The organism is Metapseudomonas boanensis (genome assembly GCF_042232855.1).
In the GTDB taxonomy this organism is placed as follows: domain Bacteria; phylum Pseudomonadota; class Gammaproteobacteria; order Pseudomonadales; family Pseudomonadaceae; genus Metapseudomonas; species Metapseudomonas boanensis.
In genome coordinates this window covers 482,494-499,025 of record NZ_CP113889.1, presented here as the reverse complement: position 1 = coordinate 499,025, position 16,532 = coordinate 482,494, and the positions used below count along the sequence as shown (strand labels likewise).

The window sequence follows — 16,532 nt, the reverse complement described above, 5'->3', positions numbered from 1 at the left end:
GCGGTTCAGGCTGCGGCTGCTTCGACCAGGGCCATTTCGCGGCTGGTCATCAGCTTCTCGATATCCACCAGGATCAGCATCCGCTCGTCCACGGTGGCCAGACCGAGCAGGTATTGGGTGTCGAAATTGGCGCCGAACTCCGGCGGCGGCTTGATCTCCTCACTGCTCAGGGCGATGACATCCGAGACCGAGTCGACCACGACACCGACGATGCGCCGGCCGACGTTGAGGATGATCACCACGGTGAACTGGTCGTAACTCACGTCAGGGAGGTTGAACTTGGTACGCAAGTCGACGATCGGGACGATGGCACCGCGCAGGTTGATCACGCCTTTGATGAATGGCGGGCTGTTGGCGATGGCGGTGACGTGGTCGTAGCCGCGAATCTCCTGCACGCGCAGGATGTCGATGGCGTACTCCTCCCGGCCGAGGGTGAAGGTCAGGTACTCCTGGGCTGGTTGTCCGGCCTGTTCAGAACTGGTCGAGTGCATGCAGCGCTTCTCCTTGTCGCTCCGCAAGGCGGGGCAGGGCGTCTACGTCGAGGATCAGGGCGACGCTGCCGTCGCCCATGATGGTGGCGCCGGCGATGCCATCGATCCGGCGGAAGTTCTGTTCCAGGCTCTTGATCACCACCTGCTGCTGGCCGACCAGGTCATCCACCAGCAGGGCGAACAGGCGACCGTCGGCCTCCAGGATGACGACGATGGATTGCTCGGGCGGCAGGGCAGGGCTGGATTCCCCCAGCAGGTCGTGCAGCGAGAGCAGCGGCAGGTACTCGCCGCGTACGCGGATCACCGAGCCTTCCTCGCCGCCCAGACCGCGGATATCGGAGGCCTTGGGCTGCAGTGACTCGACGATGTAGGTCAGCGGGATCACATAGTGGGTTTGTGCCACAGCGACGATCAGGCCATCGAGGATCGCCAGGGTCAGCGGCAGGCGGATACTGATGCGGGTGCCGAGGCCGGCGGCCGAGTCGATATCGATGCGCCCGCCCATGCCCTGGATGTTGCGCTTGACCACATCCATGCCGACGCCGCGCCCGGAGAGGTCGGTCACCATTTCGGCGGTGGAGAAGCCGGGCATGAAGATCAGTGGCCAGACCTCGGCGTTGCTCATGCCGTCGTGCACTGCCAGGTTCTTCTCGCGGGCCTTGGCCAGGATGCGCTCGCGGGAGAGGCCCCGCCCGTCGTCGCTGACCTCGACCACGATGCTGCCGCCCTGATGGAAGGCCCCCAGGCGTACAGTGCCGCAGGCCGGCTTGCCAGCCTGGATGCGCTCCTCCGGCAGTTCGATGCCATGGTCGATGCTGTTGCGAACGATGTGCGTCAGCGGATCGCTCAGACGCTCGATCACACCCTTGTCCAGTTCCGTATGCTCGCCCTGCAGTTGCAGTTCCACCTGCTTGCCCAGGCGCGAGGAGGTGTCGCGGACCAGTCGCGGGAAACGACTGAAGATGAAGCTGATGGGCAACATGCGGATCGACATCACCGATTCCTGCAGGTCGCGTGTGTTGTGTTCCAGTTGTGCCAGGGCCTGGTGAATACGCTCGTGGACGCTGGGGTCCAGCGCTCCGCCGAGCTGCCCGAGCATGGCCTGGGTGATGACCAGTTCGCCCACCAGGTTGATCAGGCTGTCGATCTTCTCGACGCTGACGCGAATCGAACTGGACTCGGCTTCGTGGCTGGCAGGTTTCGCGGGCGCGCTTTGGACCGTGGGTACGGACTTGATTGCCAGAGCCGGGGCTGTGGCTTCGGTCTGGGGTGCCCCCGGAACCTCGGCAAACAAGCCGAAAGTGTCGTCCTCTGCGACAGGCGCGCCGGGCGCATCGTCGAAGAAGCCGAAATCATCATCCTCCGCCACCGCTTGCCCCGGCTGCCCCGGCTGCCCCGGCTGCCCCGGGGCCTGGCCGAAGAAGCCGAAGCTGTCGTCGACGCGGGTTGGCTCGGGCGCTTTCTCCAACAGGGTACGCAGCTGCTGAACGGTGGCGGCGGTTGGAATATCCGGGTCTGGCTGCTGGTGCTGGTGAGCGTGGAGCAGGCGCATCAGGACGTCGCGTGCCTGCAGGAACAGGTCGACCATCTCTGCGTGCAGCGCCAACTGGCCACCGCGGATACGGTCGAGCAAGGTTTCCAACTCATGTGTGACGGCGGTCAGGTCGTCGAAACCGAACATGCCGGCCGAGCCCTTGATGGAGTGCGCGGCGCGGAAAATGCCATTGAGTTCTTCCGCGTCAGGCTGCTCCAGGTCGAGGCCAAGCAACAGCAGTTCGAGGCTGGCCAGGTGTTCCTCGGTTTCCTCGAAGAACACCTGGAGAAACTGGTTCATCCCGTCGTTCATGGGAAGCGCCTTGTGCTGGACTCAGGGGAGGACCTTGCGAGTGACTTCCAGCAGTTTTGGCGGATCGAAGGGCTTCACCAGCCAACCCGTGGCGCCAGCGGTCTTGCCTTGCTGCTTCATGGCATCGCTGGATTCGGTGGTGAGCATCAGGATCGGAGTGGCGCGATAGCCGGGCAGGCCACGTAGGCTGCGAATCAGGCTGAGGCCGTCCATGTTCGGCATGTTCTGGTCGGTGAAAACCAGGTTGTAGGTCTTGCTCTGGGCCTTGCCGAGGCCATCTTTGCCATCCACCGCCTCATCGACGAGGTAACCGGCGGCCTTCAGGGTAAAACTCAGCATCTGCCGGATCGATGCCGAGTCGTCGACTATCAGGATCTGCTTGCTCATCAGGTTCCGCTCTCCATGCCGTTCTTTTTTGGGGCTGCGTAGACGACTTCCTGTTTTGCTCCGTGCTTCCAATGGTCAACGATTGATGGCTAGTGGCCATAAATCTATGTATATGCCGCGCTACCTGGCGTCCAGCTTTTGGCGTCGGCCATTTGTCATGTCGATGAGCGGTTGTGCGCACTCGACCGGTGGCTCAAAACAACTCCACTTCACCGGCGTTGACGCTGCTCTGGCTCACCGGGTTGGGCAGCGGTCTGCGCAACTCATGGGCTTCGGCCCCAAGCTGTCTGGGCCAGTCTTCGGGCGCCAGGCTGCTCAAGCCACCGAGACCGGCGGCAAAGCTTCCGAGCTTGGCGAAGTGCTTGCGCATCTGGCCGAGCAGCTGGCTGCTCATGTCCTGGAACTGCAGGGCGGTGATGGCCTGGTCGACGCCTGAGCCGACCTCCAGCGAGAGACGATCCAGCTCCTGGATCACCTTCAGGGTGTGGCGGTTCATCGCCTCCAGGTCGCCCAGCATGTCGTTCACCTTTTGCTTGGCATCCATGGCGAAGCTCATGTCCTTGTCGGCCAACTGGGCGATGGCGGCATCGGCGTCCTGGAGCTCGCGGTGGACTACATCCACATGCTGACGAATCTGTTCGGAAAAGCCCGTGGAGCGGGTGGACAGCGCACGCACCTCATCCGCCACCACGGCAAAGCCCCGGCCGCTCTCGCCCGCACGCGCAGCCTCGATGGCTGCATTCAGCGCCAGCAGGTTGGTTTGCTTGGCGATGGCGTCCATATCGTGGGTGGATTTCAGGATGTCGGCGATCTTCTGCGTCACGCGGTCCATGCGCTGCACCAGTTCCATGGAGGTTTTGCTGGTCTCCAGGGTGGCTTCGACGAACAGCCCAAGGGTGTGCCGAGTGGTGTTGATGAACTCCTGGAAGTTCACCTCATCGTCCTGGGATTGCTGGTTGCCGTAGCGCTCGATCAACGAGTGTGAGTGGGTGCGTTGCCGGTCGATGCGCTCGGCCAGGCCACGGAAGCTGTCACCGAGCTGGACAATGGCGTGCTGCAGGAGGCTGTCGATCTGCCCGGCATGGGCCTGCACGTGACCAAGCTGGTCATTGATCGCATCCCTGGCCTGCGGCCAATCCGGAGTCGCCAGGGGCAGTTTGTTGTCGGCATGCGTTTCAGCGTTGCTGCGCGCCTGACTGCGCAGCCAGACCAGCAACAGGCTGGCGACCCAGCCAGCGCCCAAGGACAACCATTCGGGAAGCCCCGCAGCCAGCATGCCGGCGCACATGAGCCAGACCAGGGAGTGCAGGGCGGGATCCTGCAGGGACGCGTTAGTGGAAAACGGGGTGGACATCATGCACTCCCTAGCCAAGATGGCGGCCGTACGAACGGGCCTTGTCCAGGCCATCGGCAATGCCAGATAAAACTAGAGGGTTGTGCTGTGCTGTCAAATTGCTATTAGTGAGAGAGTTCAAATAACGAAAAGGCGCCGGGTGCTCCAGCCAGGAACGCCCGGCGTGGCTCAGGCTGCGGACTTGGTGTGGACCTCTGGTGTCGGCAGGCTGACATAGCGATGGGCGCCGCAGCGTCGACATCGCTGGCAGATCATGGGTTCCGAGCCGACCTCCGTGTGAAAACCGTCATTCCAGATACAACCCAGCAGAAAGCAACGTATACGCATCGCTCCTCCCCGGGGGGTGACCCCTGGTTCGATCCGGCAGTGGTGTGTGTGACTGCACGTGCCTTGTTCTTCTTGGAGGCATGTTTCGGGGGCAAGGGTCCGCCTGCCGGGCTAGAACCAACAACCTAAAAGCACGGGCGGTACAACCGATGGTCGGGGACGAGTGACCCGTCGCGCCAGCCGCATACCCAGTCAGGAGTCGGTGCGCTTCATGCCTGCCGCGCCGAATTGCACTGCTCAGCGCTCATGGAGCTCGGCCCGTCGTCCAGCCCTTCATCCTGCGTGGCCAGAAAGCGCGGCAGATCCCGCCGTGGAATCCACACCTCGCCTTGCCACTTGAGCACGTCGATTCGTCGGTTGGCCCAGGTCATCAGTGCCCGCTGCGGGCTGGCATCCGGCTCGCGATAGTAATCGTGCAGCCCCGGCAGCACCTCGTCGCTGATCCACAGGCTGATGCAGCGGTGCTCCGGATGGTTGAAGCGGTAAAGGGCGCGGTATACCCGGCGTCATTGATCGCCTCCAGCGCCTCGACCGCACCGCAGGCGTACTGCAACCAGATGGCCCGGCGCTGGTGCGGGTCCACGCGTTGGGGCAGACGATAGGGACGACGGGCGCCAGTCAGGCAGGCGAAGTGGCGGGCGACGAACCAGGGCTGGTGATCGATCATCACCGCACGCAGTTGGTGGTCCGTGGCGGGCGAAGACGATGGGGGGTATCCATCATGCGTGGTGGAATTCCTCTTGCAGTTGACTGGCTCCGCAACCCAACACTGTCAAACGAAGGGTGGCAGATCGCGCAGGGTTGACAGACTGAGGCAAGAGGACCCGGCAGACCACGCGGGTCTCCCCACGCGATCTGCTTTAGAGCGGTGCAGCCAAAAGCTGCAGGCGAACTCGGGCCTGTAGAAGCAATCCGCTGCTTCCGCATACACCTGGAAGGCGCAATTGCACCTCTTGCGTTCGGGCTGCCACACCCGGCCATGGGACTGACCGTGACCGGCGCGGGATAGGGAGGGGAGGGCGATCAGGGCGCCGTTCATCTGCAGGGCGTTGATGTAGCCTGGAGCGAAATCCGGATTACAGCGGCTGTACGGGTTGCTGCGCACTGTCAGGCGCATCGGGCGCGCAATGCCGCTCTCCTCTTGGGTACGTCGTCAGGGGTTCCCGTGTTCGCTGATTCGAACTTGCTACTCAGTACTTGATATCCCGAGCTTTCTCCCGCCCTTGCTGTTTAGTCTGCCGCTTATCCTGCCGGCATTGGGGGTTGCTCTGCTGGTCGGCAGCGCGGCACTCCTGCTTTATCTGGCGCGCATCCTGACGTGTTTCCTGGCGGACCTCTCGCGCAGCACGACGTTGTTGGGCCTGTTCTGTGGCCCAGGAGGCTCCTATCGAAGCCCCCAGGAGCATTGCAGCTACCAAAGTAGGAAACCGAATATTTGGCATGACATAACCTCCTCTTGCCAAAGTGCCGGGAGTCTTCAGTACAGCTGAATTTCCTTTCTCTTGCAGCGGGCAGCGAATGGGAAGGCTCTGTCTGCGTTGAGTGTTGCAAGTGGCTTTCGGGCCGGCCATTGATTGCTGGTTGCTCCAGGGACAGATTGGGGGAAATGGAAATGAGTGCCCGGTTCACCACAATGTGGCGGTGTACCAAGTAGAATCGTCTCCTCCGTTGTTGCAGCAACTGGCACCAGCAAACCCGCACAACGCCAATCGCAAGCAGAGCAGAAATGTATCTACACTGGAACAAGTGACCGGAATCATGATTTCGGGGTATTCACTGTGACGGACATCGCGACCCGGATGTCTGTTTGACCCGGAAGTTACCGAACCGATAGGGACCCATGACTCCTGCCTGCACTTTCCGGTTGGTTCAACACGTTTGAGGCGGGTTGATTTGACCTGGTGGCGGCATCACGCCGGCCCGCACGACTGCAGAACGATGGGAAGAGTGCGCCTGGCGATACTTTACAGTTCGGCTGAGGTGTCGCCGTAATGGCCAACGATCCTGACGATAGGGATGTCTCAATGCCGGAGCTAGACGCCGGATCGAATCTGATCCTGATCATCGACGATAGCGTCGATACCATTCGCTTGCTGAGCAGCATGCTCAAGGATCAAGGCAAGATCCTGTTTGCTACCAATGGTGAAACGGGCATACGGCTGGCCCAGATGCAGCAGCCGACACTGATCTTGCTGGATGTGGAAATGGCCGGCATGAACGGCTACGAGGTCTGTGCCGCGCTCAAGACCGATCCAACTACTCAAGATTGCGCCGTCATCATTGTCACTGCTAACACCGGTATGGAGCACGAAATCGCGGCGTTGGAAGCCGGTGCGGTGGACTTCATTACCAAACCGTTCAACCCGCCTGTGGTGCGGGCCCGCGTTCAGACTCACCTGCGTTTGCAACAACACACGGCCATGATGCGCCAGCTCGCCAACCGCGACGGTTTGACTGGGTTGTACAACCGTCGCTACCTCGATGAGGTGTTGTCGCTGGAGTTCGAGCGGCACCGACGACAGCAATTGCCATTGGCACTGGCGATCATCGACGTCGACCATTTCAAAGCCTACAACGATCACTACGGCCACCCTCAGGGAGATGTCTGCTTGCAGAGCGTGGCTACTGCCATCAGCACCGTCGCCCGCCGGCCGGGTGAACGGGTGGCGCGTTATGGCGGCGAAGAATTCGCGGTCATCCTGCCGCACACCGACGCCGCTGGCGCCGAGAGGTACGGCCGGTGGCTCTGCCAGCTCGTACGGGATCTACAAATCCCCCATCAAAGTTCAGCAACCGCGCCTACGGTCACCATCAGCGTCGGTTTGGCCGCGGTGGTGCCGCCAGTCGGGGGCTCCACGCAACAGCTGATTGCTGCAGCTGACCAGGCGCTTTACCTGGCGAAAACGGCTGGTCGCAACCGAGCCATCGTAAACAACTGGCCATGATTGCCAGATAGACCGGAAGGGGCTTTCCCCATGCGGCATAACGCGCTGCGCCCAACGACTCACGTGCAATGGCTGGTCACGCTCCTTGCGCTGGCCGGCATTTACTATGCAGCAGCCCGACTCGGGCTTGTGTTGGCCTTTGCCAACACCAACGCGTCCCCGGTCTGGCCACCGTCGGGCATTGCCTTCGCTGCCTTGCTGCTGTTCGGTTATCGCGTCTGGCCTGGAATTACCATCGGTGCCTTTGCTGCCAACTTCGCCGTGTTTGCTGCAAATCATGTCGCCGCTGGCAGCACTTCGATCGTCGTGTCATTGGCCATTGCCATTGGTAACACCCTCGAAGCCGTGATCGGCTGCTATTTGTTGCATGCCTGGGTGAAATCCGAACACTTCCTGGCGACACCGCTATCGGTCGCCCAGTTTGTGCTGATCACGCTGCTGATGTGCACGGTCAGTGCAGGCGTTGGCACCAGCAGCCTGATCCTCAGCGGCATCGCGCCAGAAGCCGCGCACACGGTCATCTTCACGACCTGGTGGTTGGGCGATACTGCCGGCATTGTCATGCTGACGCCCTTATTGGTCAGTTGGGCCGCCCGATTCGGGACACCCGGCCCCGCGCGGCCAGCCGTCGAAATCGCACTGTCAGCTTTGGCGCTGGCGATGGTACTACTGGTCCTGTTCGGCCAACGACTACCCAGCGATGCCGGAAATCGGGCGTTGGTGTATCTGCTGTTGCCGGCCATTGCATGGACCGCCTATCGGTACGGATTGCGTGGCGTCACGGTGGTCTTGTTGCTGGTCACCGGTAGCGCCGTCTGGAGCACGACACAGGGTTACGGCCCCTTTGCGACCGGCACGCTGAATGAGTCCTTGCTGACTCTGGAGGTCTTTATTGCACTCGCCAGTGTCACCGGTCTGGTATTGGCAGCTGATCTCGCAGAACGGGCGAAGGCCCTCCGGGGGACGTTGGGCACGGTACCGTTTCGTCAGGTTCGCCCACAGTGGTTGGCGCTGCTTATCAGCCTCGGCCTGACCGTGCTGGCTTGGCATTTCGTGGCGTCGGGAACGCAGGCCCAAGCTCATGATCGTTTTGAATTCCTGGTAAGTGACGTTCAGCAGCGTATCGACGAGCGCCTGAAAGCCTATGAACAAGTGCTGCGCAGCGGCCAAGGCCTGTTCCGCGCATCCACCTCGGTCGAACGAGAGGAATGGCGGGAGTTCGTGTTGGCCCAACACCTCGCGCAGAGCTATCCGGGTATCCAGGGCATCGGTTACGCCAAACGCTTTACGCCTGGGCAGAAGGCCGCGTTGGAGGACAGCGTGCGGGGTGAGGGTTTCCCGGACTTTCGGGTTTGGCCCGTGGGCGAGCGCGAGGAATACACCTCGGTCCTGTTTCTTGAACCGTTTACCGGGCGCAACCTGCGCGCGTTTGGCTTCGACATGCTGACCGAACCGGTGCGCCGCGCCGCTCTGGCCCAGGCGAGAGACTCGGGCCGGGCCGCCCTCTCGGGCAAGGTCAGGTTGGTGCAGGAGACAGATAACGACGTACAGACCGGTGCCCTGCTGTACTTGCCGATTTACCGCAAAGGTGCACCGCTCGCGACGCCAGTCGAGCGCAGCCAGGCGCTGGAAGGCTTTGTGTATAGCGCCTTCCGGATGAACGATTTCATGGCTGGCACGCTCGGCATGAATACCGCAGAAATTGCCGTGCAGATTTTTGATGGCAATGAGACCACCGAATCTGCCCTGATGTACTCCAGTGGCTCGCTCTCACCTGAGCAACAGGCCGAATATCCCAACCCGCTCACCCGGCAAACCCCGATATCGCTTGCTGAGCATCAATGGACGCTCAAGGTCACGACCCTGCCGGCATTTGAAACGTCGATAGACCGTCAGAAATCGATTGTTGTGCTGGTTGGAGGCTCGCTTATCAGCCTCCTGCTGTTCTTTGTAGTGCGAAATCTGACCACCTTGCGTGAGGACGCCAAGGCGCTTGCCGAGCAATTGACCGTCGCGTTTACCGAGTCAGAGATCCGATTTGGCACGCTGGTCAATGCGGCCAGTGAGTTCGCGATCATTGCTACCGATGTCCGTGGCACCATCAAGATATTCAGCACCGGGGCCGAGCAGATGCTGGGTTACCGCGACGTGGACCTCGTCAATCAGCAGACGCCATTCGTATTTCATGACCGCGAGGAAGTGGAAGCACGCGGCGCTGAATTGAGTCAGGTTCTGGGCAGCTCCGTTACAGGTTTCGATGTGCTTGTCGCCATGGCACGCCAAGGTCGGGCCGAAACGCACGAATGGACTTATGTGCGCCAGGATGGCTCATGGCTCCCCGTGCAGCTTACGGTTACCGCCGTGCGTGATTCGGCGGACGAGATCATGGGTTTCCTCTGCATTGCCAAAAATATCAGCCATGAGAAGGAAGCGGCGCAGCAGTTACGCAACGCCATGGAGCGAGCTGAAGATGCCAGTCGTGCGAAAAGCGATTTCGTCGCCAGCATGAGCCACGAGATCCGCACCCCGATGAATGCGGTGCTGGGCATCACCCAACTGCTGTCGAGCACCCCCCTGTCCGCAGACCAGCGTAAATATCTACAGATGCTCAGGGGGGCGGGCGAATCCTTGCTCACCATCCTCAATGATGTGCTGGACTTCTCCAAGCTGGAGGCTGGGCATTTGGCAATCGCGCCCGTTCCGTTCCGCTTGGACGATGTGCTCAGTGCGCTGGCCACCGTGATGTCCGTCAATGCTGCCCACAAGGATCTGGAGTTGGTGATCGGGGTCGAACCCGATGTGCCGGTCGCTTTCATCGGTGACGCGCAGCGGTTGCAGCAGGTGCTGGTCAACCTGGTTGGCAACGCCATCAAGTTCACCGAGCACGGGGAGGTCGCTTTACTCGTGCAGTCGGTGGGCGCCGATGCGGAGACCGTCAGCCTGTGCTTCCGGGTACGCGATACCGGCATCGGCATAACGGCCGAGCAGCAGGCGCGCTTGTTCGCTCCATTTACCCAGGCCGACAGTTCCATCGCCCGTCGTTTTGGTGGCACGGGGCTGGGGCTGGCAATTTCGAAACAGTTGGTGTCTCTCATGGGCGGAACCATCACCGTTGACAGCACGGTTGGCACCGGTAGCGAGTTCCGCGTTGTGCTTCCGCTTGTGCGGCAGCAACGCCCAGCCACTGAAGACACGACTCGATCTCGAAGCAGCGTGGGCGATCTGCGCATTCTGGTCGTTGATGACAACCCGACCAGCCTTGACTATCTATGCAAAGCGATTGCCGGCTGGCATTGGCAAGGCGACGGAGTGGCGTCCGGCAAACAGGCAGTGGAGCGGGTGCGTACGCTGGCCCAACGCGGCGAGTTCTATGATGTGGTCATCACAGATTGGCAGATGCCGGAAATGGATGGTCTGGGCACCGTTCAGGAGATCCGCGCGTTGCTCCCGATGCGGGCCCTTCCCGCTATTGTCATGGTCAGTGCCTTTGATCACAGCACACTCATGCAAACCCCCGAGTCGGCGGACATAGATGCTGTATTGATCAAGCCCGTCACCAGTTCCAACCTGTTCGATACCCTGCATGAAGTGCAGGCGGCACGAATGGATCCGAAGATTTCCGACCACCCTGATACGGTGAATTCAGCATCAAGTAATCCATTGCAAGGCGTGCGCCTGCTGCTGGTCGAAGACAACTCACTGAACCAGTTCGTAGCCAAGCGCATGCTGGAACACGCCGGCGCGATCGTGGAGGTCGCCGACAACGGCCAGCAGGCTGTCGACAGGTTGCGCGCCGATCCGCAGCGTTATCAGTTGGTGCTCATGGACGTGCACATGCCGGTCATGGATGGTTTTATTGCCACCCGTATAATCCGCAATGAATTGCGACTGGAATTGCCCATACTGGCCATTTCCGCTGGGGTGTTGAATTACGAACGCGAGCAGTGCGCATCGGCTGGCATGGATGGTTTCATTGCAAAGCCCGTTGATGACGAGCAGATGCTAGCCACCATCCGTCAACACTTGCGTCCTGCCATCCAGGCAGCAAATGCGCTGACACCATCCAGGCCCGCAACGCCCCCGACGCGCCTGGTCGAGAACCTGGCAGTCTTTGATGTTGACCCCTTCCTCAGCGTCGGCAAGGCCGACCAGGCCTATCTCGATACCCTCATTGCGTTGATCGGGAGGGCCGTAGCCAATGGTCTCACCCCCATTTCCGACGCGCATCTCGCATGGCAGGAAGGGCGGCATCGCGATGCGGCGAGGCTGTTCCATACGTTGCGAGGATCCTTGGGCACGTTAGGGGCGCAGTCTTTTGCCGCAACCGCCCTGCAAATCGAACAGGCCATCAACGACAACGACCGCGCACGTGTCGATGCGCTGTTCCCGCTGGTCACGCAGAATCTGGAAGTCACGCTGAGGGCTGCAAAACTCTGGCTTGCGAGGCAAGCAGCCTCTGAAGCCAGCGAGCATGCTCACTCGAATTGCGATCTCGACCAGATAACTCAGCTTTACGCCCTGCTGCAGCAACAGAACCTGGATGCCTGCCAACTCTACAACCGCATGCGACTTTCATTGCTTGCTGAACTGGGCAGCAATGATTTGACCGTGCTGGACGTGGCAATGGATCAATTGGACTTTCAAGGGGCATTGGCAGTCATTCAGCCGGTGCTGAAAAAGATGGCGAGGCCGGTAGCTTGATCAGCCACGAGCAAGAACGGATGTGTGTGCGCCTATGTTTCAGGATTGCCGATAAAACCGACAATCGCCACAACCAGCGACAGCGATCATTGAACCGCTGACATCACTGCTCCAGTGATCTGCTCCAACGTTCGCTGCCGCATGTTATCAGGCTCACCATGGTTTCTTTCGCTATGGGCCGCGACTTCTTAAAGCGCAACTGTAACGCGCAAGAAAGTTGCGGGAATGGATGTGGCATCCTTCTGCGCACTTTTGTTTTGTCGGTTGAACAGATCTTCCAATTCCTTCTGCAGGTCGGCGGCTTGAGCATTCTTTTCCGCCGCTTCGAAGGCATTCATGGTCGGCCCGTAATATTTTCGGAATTCATCCAGGAACGCCGCGGGGGGGCCAGGGAAGTTGAACGTGAACGTGTCCCGAGCGAAGGAGATGTTTTCAGCAGGAACTCCAGCGCCGACAAAACGTTCGATAACGCTGCTCTCATTTCCCCACAACATCGGGCTGATGAAGCCTTCAGGCGGAGGCGGCGTGTAGGCGGAACTGATCTTCAGAATTTGCGCTACCAATGTCGGATCGTTTGGAATCCAGTTGCCCATGATGATTCGACCGCCGTGCCGAGTTACCCGCACCATCTCTTTCGCGACGTCAAACGGCTTTGGTGCAAACATAGCGCCAAAAATAGAAACAACCAGATCAAACGAATGATCCGCGAGTTCGTGCAAATGGGTCGCATCGCCTTCCTGGAACCTGCAATTCGCGAGACCTTCTTTTTCGACACGCTTGTTTCCGGCCTCGACTAGATTTCTCGCGATATCCACGCCTAGCACGTCCGCTCCCAGCCTTGCCGCAGGCAGAGCAGTCGTTCCGTCGCCACATCCGAGATCCAGGACCTTCAGGCCTTTGCGGATTCCGAAACCGTTGACAAGCGCTTCTCCACTCTCGCGCATGGTTTCAGCAATACGTGTGAAGTCGCCTTTTTCCCAGAGTTCTTGATTTGGATTCATGGGGCCTCCTTGTGCGATCGTGATCTGAAGCCCAGCCAATCGCCGGTGATGATTGACGATAGCCCGGCGGGGACGCTTCTGCCCCTCACCGGAGCTCACGATCTCGTAACCAGAGGGGAACACGCTCTGAAGCAGGTTGAGTGAAGCCATACAACGGCGACACCGAGTTCTTGTAGGAGCCAGCTTGCAGGCGAATGGTCTTCGCGCGGTTTTTCGCGAGCAAGCGGGCACTCCTACAGAAGATAACGCTGAGTTGTCAGGAGTCGCCGCGTGCGAACCGCTCCAGGGTATCGCCGGCCAGGCGATAGCGAATCCATTCATCCTGTGGCTTGGCGCCGAGGGATTTGTAGAATTGGATGGCTGGTTCGTTCCAGTCCAGCACGCTCCATTCCAGGCGGCCGCAACCGTGCTCGACGGCCAGTTGCGCCAGGCGGCGGAGGATCTGCTTGCCTGCGCCGGCGCCGCGGTGGTTGGGGGAGACGTAGAGGTCTTCCAGGTACAGGCCCTTGCGACCGAGCCAGGTGGAGTAGCTGTAGAAGTACACGGCAAAACCCACCGGCTCGCCGTCGATGCTGCAGATTAGCGCCCGGGCCGGGGTATCGCTGCCGAACAGGCTCTGCTCGACGTCGGTCACGCTGGCGACGACTTCGTGCGCGGCATTCTCGTAAGTGGCCAGTTCGGTGATGAAGGTGTGGATCAGCGCCGCATCTTCCCGAACGGCGTCTCGGATCTGGATGGTCACGGTAGGGCTCCCAGGGTGAAAAGAAGATCATCCTAGGCAATTTATCCCCTCCCTGCAGCTGCAGCGGGCCGTTCCAGCCGTGCTGGCCAGCGTTAGAATCTTCCGCAGGCCTACCAATGCCTCTCTGCAAGACGGGAGATCGACAATGAGCAACCTGACTTGGCTGGCGCTGACACTGGCGGTCGGTGTGGCGACGGGGTGCGCGACGACGGATCGCCAGGTGGTCAGTATCCCTCTGGAAGCCACCCCGCAGAACGCGGGGCATATCGCCCAGGCCACCTTGGCTGCTGTCGGCGAGCGCACCTCCATTTCCGTCTTCATTGGCGGCGTACCACTCGGCACTACCAGGCCGCTGCGCCTCTACACCTATATCTACCCCGGCTCCTGCGGGCGCCTCGCCGCCAAGCCGGCCTTTGATATGAACAATACGGTGGTCACCCAGCGATGGAGCGGGACGACCGGTTGGTGGTTGTCGAAGAGCGCTCCCGCGTCCCTCGACCAGCTCCGCTCCGGCGGCTACGCCATAGTGGTGCGAACCACTCCGGCGGACGGCAACCGCGACATTTTCTGCGGCAACATCACCTGAGGTCTGCCTGTGGGCATCTGCCTGGGGCTGCTGTGCAGCCCTTGGTGAATGAATTGGCTCGGTCCCTGTTAAGTGTTGCAAGTGGGTGCACCTCTTGCAGGAGCGAGCTTGCTCGCGAAAAGGTCCGGTTCGCGAGCAAGAACCCGGCGTCCTCCCTCGCTCCTGCAAGGCTCTCAGCCCGGCCGTTGATTACTAGCAACAGCTAACGCAGACAGAGCCAATGAGTTCGTTGCTACAAGAAAGGCCCCTCTCTGCGCTCAGAAGGCGAAGCAGGAACATCCAAACGCCCCCCAGAAGCCCTGGAAGTCACTCACCGGTACATTCGACTGGCGTGCCCGTTCATGGCTGTGGGCGTGCACCGCGCAGGCGCCGACGCACTGGTGGACCTGGGCGGTGAGCGGGGCGGCGGGTTTCCAGTGGCCGGGAACCTTGGCCACCGGCGACCACTCGGGCAGCACCGGCAGTTGCGGCGGGCCGAGCTTGTCGAACTCGCCAGCGGCGTAGACCACCTTGCCGTCCACCACGGTGAGTACCGACTCGATCCACTTGATGGCTTCCTCCTCGACGCTGAAGAAGTCCGCCGAGAGCGCCGCCAGGTCGGCCAGCTGGCCCACCTTGATCTGCCCCTTCTTGCCCTGTTCGCTGGAGAACCAGGCGCTGCCGTGGGTGAACAGCTGCAGCGCGGTTTCGCGCGACAGGCCCTGTGGATAAAGCTCCATCCCGCCGACCGTGCGCCCGCTCACCAGCCAGTAGAGCGAGGTCCAGGGGTTGTAGCTGGAGACGCGGGTGGCGTCGGTGCCGGCGCCCACCGGCACGCCCTCGGCGAGCATGCGCTGGATAGGTGGGGTCTGCTCGGCTGCCTTGGCGCCGTAGCGATCGACGAAGTACTCGCCCTGGAAGGCCATGCGGTCCTGGATGGCGATGCCTCCGCCCAGCGCGCGGACCCGCTCGATGTTCTTCGGCGAGATGGTCTCGGCGTGGTCGAAGAACCAGGGCAGGCCGTTGAAGGGGATGTCGCGGTTGACCTTCTCGAACACGTCGAGCATGCGTGAGATGGATTCGTCATAGGTGGCGTGCAGGCGGAACGGCCAGCGTTGCTCCACCAGATGGCGCACGACCGGCTCCAGCTCCTGTTCCATGGTTTGTGGCAGGTCTGGACGGGGTTCGAGGAAGTCCTCGAAGTCGGCGGCGGAGAACACCAGCATCTCGCCCGCGCCGTTGTGGCGGAGGAAGTCGTCACCCTGGCCGGGTTTGACCAGTTTGTTCCAGGCCTGGAAGTCGGCCAGCTCTTCCTTGGGCTTCTGGGTGAACAGGTTGTAGGCGATGCGCACACTGAGCTGGCCCTGCTTGGCCAGTTCCTGGATCACCTGGTAGTCGTCCGGATAGTTCTGGTAGCCGCCGCCGGCATCGATGGCGCTGGTCAGGCCCAGGCGGTTGAGCTCGCGCATGAACTGGCGGGTGGAGTTGACCTGGTACTCCAGCGGCAGCTTCGGCCCCTTGCTCAGGGTCGAGTAGAGAATCATCGCGTTGGGACGGGCGATCAGCATGCCAGTGGGCTCGCCGTTGGCGTCACGCTGGATCTCGCCGCCAGGCGGATTGGGGGTGTTGCGGTTGTAGCCCACCACCTTGAGCGCGGCGCGGTTAAGCAGGGCGCGGTCGTAAAGGTGAAGCACGAACACGGGGGTGTCCGGCGCCGCCTTGTTCAGCTCGTCCAGAGTGGGCATGCGCTTCTCGGCGAACTGGAATTCGTTCCAGCCGCCCACCACCCGCACCCATTGCGGCGAGGGCGTGCGGTCGGCCTGCTCCTTGAGCATGCGCAGGGCGTCGGCCAGCGAGGGTACGCCTTCCCAGCGCAGCTCCAGGTTGTAGTTGAGGCCGCCGCGGATCAGGTGCAGGTGCGAGTCATTGAGGCCGGGGATGACGGTGCGCTTCTTCAGGTCGATCACCTGAGTGGCGCTGCCGCGATGGGCCATGGCTTCGGCGTCGCTGCCGACGGCGATGAACTTGCCGTCCTTGATCGCCACGGCGCTGGCGGTGGGTTTTTCTCGGTCGACCGTGTGCAGACGGCCGTTGAAGAGGATCATATCGGCGGTCATGGAACCCCCTGACGTGGTGGCATGGGCGGAGCCGGCAGCGCCGGCGAAGGGCAGTG

At 61.2% G+C, this 16,532-nt stretch carries 12 protein-coding genes; 3 read left to right on the top strand and 9 right to left on the bottom strand.

Translation table 11 applies throughout. The annotated features are described in order from the left end of the window. Nucleotides 1–5 precede the first annotated feature (5 nt). From OXH74_RS02275 to OXH74_RS02250, 6 genes are all read right to left on the bottom strand, one after another. Nucleotides 6–491 carry a chemotaxis protein CheW gene (locus OXH74_RS02275; RefSeq protein ID WP_375739903.1) on the bottom strand — a complete coding sequence of 162 codons (486 nt, stop codon included), beginning with the start codon at nucleotides 489–491 and terminating at the stop codon, nucleotides 6–8. Then, nucleotides 472–2,337 (bottom strand): chemotaxis protein CheA, encoded by a 1,866-nt coding sequence (locus tag OXH74_RS02270; protein ID WP_375739902.1) that lies wholly within the window; start codon nucleotides 2,335–2,337, stop codon nucleotides 472–474. Before OXH74_RS02270 ends, OXH74_RS02275 begins: the two co-directional genes overlap by 20 nt. A gap of 21 nt (nucleotides 2,338–2,358) precedes the next feature. Next, nucleotides 2,359–2,724 (bottom strand): response regulator, encoded by a 366-nt coding sequence (locus OXH74_RS02265; protein WP_375739901.1) that lies wholly within the window; start codon nucleotides 2,722–2,724, stop codon nucleotides 2,359–2,361. 193 nt (nucleotides 2,725–2,917) lie between these two features. Further along, entirely contained in the window at nucleotides 2,918–3,574 is a 657-nt protein-coding gene (locus tag OXH74_RS02260; RefSeq protein WP_375741707.1) for a methyl-accepting chemotaxis protein, read from the bottom strand. 672 nt (nucleotides 3,575–4,246) lie between these two features. Next, nucleotides 4,247–4,405 carry a PSPA7_2676 family Cys-rich small protein gene (locus tag OXH74_RS02255; protein WP_375739900.1) on the bottom strand — a complete coding sequence of 53 codons (159 nt, stop codon included), beginning with the start codon at nucleotides 4,403–4,405 and terminating at the stop codon, nucleotides 4,247–4,249. 209 nt (nucleotides 4,406–4,614) lie between these two features. Beyond that, the gene (locus OXH74_RS02250; protein WP_375739899.1) at nucleotides 4,615–4,836 is read right to left on the bottom strand and encodes a hypothetical protein; all 222 of its coding nucleotides are present in this window, start codon (nucleotides 4,834–4,836) and stop codon (nucleotides 4,615–4,617) included. Nucleotides 4,837–6,396: 1,560 nt separating this feature from the next. Here OXH74_RS02250 and OXH74_RS02245 point away from each other — a divergent pair. Continuing rightward, the gene (locus tag OXH74_RS02245; RefSeq protein WP_375739898.1) at nucleotides 6,397–7,350 is read left to right on the top strand and encodes a diguanylate cyclase domain-containing protein; all 954 of its coding nucleotides are present in this window, start codon (nucleotides 6,397–6,399) and stop codon (nucleotides 7,348–7,350) included. A 30-nt stretch (nucleotides 7,351–7,380) separates the two neighbouring features. Then, nucleotides 7,381–12,051, top strand: coding sequence for a CHASE domain-containing protein (locus OXH74_RS02240; protein ID WP_375739897.1), 4,671 nt, complete (start codon nucleotides 7,381–7,383; stop codon nucleotides 12,049–12,051). A 188-nt stretch (nucleotides 12,052–12,239) separates the two neighbouring features. On the opposite strand, the gene OXH74_RS02235 is transcribed toward OXH74_RS02240, so the two are convergent. Both OXH74_RS02235 and OXH74_RS02230 read right to left on the bottom strand, forming a co-directional pair. Further along, complete coding sequence (locus OXH74_RS02235; RefSeq protein ID WP_375739896.1) at nucleotides 12,240–13,052, bottom strand: class I SAM-dependent methyltransferase; 813 nt, start codon at nucleotides 13,050–13,052, stop codon at nucleotides 12,240–12,242. 256 nt (nucleotides 13,053–13,308) lie between these two features. Then, a complete protein-coding gene (locus OXH74_RS02230) occupies nucleotides 13,309–13,794 on the bottom strand; it encodes a GNAT family N-acetyltransferase (protein ID WP_375739895.1) in 486 nt (161 codons plus the stop codon). Between the two features lie 145 nt (nucleotides 13,795–13,939). On the opposite strand from OXH74_RS02230, the gene OXH74_RS02225 reads away from it, so the two are divergent. Then, on the top strand, nucleotides 13,940–14,380 hold the full coding sequence (locus tag OXH74_RS02225) for a hypothetical protein (protein WP_375739894.1): 441 nt from the start codon (nucleotides 13,940–13,942) through the stop codon (nucleotides 14,378–14,380). Between the two features lie 257 nt (nucleotides 14,381–14,637). Here the strand turns inward: OXH74_RS02225 and OXH74_RS02220 are convergent, their stop codons facing one another. Then, on the bottom strand, nucleotides 14,638–16,476 hold the full coding sequence (locus tag OXH74_RS02220; RefSeq protein WP_375741706.1) for an amidohydrolase: 1,839 nt from the start codon (nucleotides 16,474–16,476) through the stop codon (nucleotides 14,638–14,640). Nucleotides 16,477–16,532: the final 56 nt, after the last annotated feature.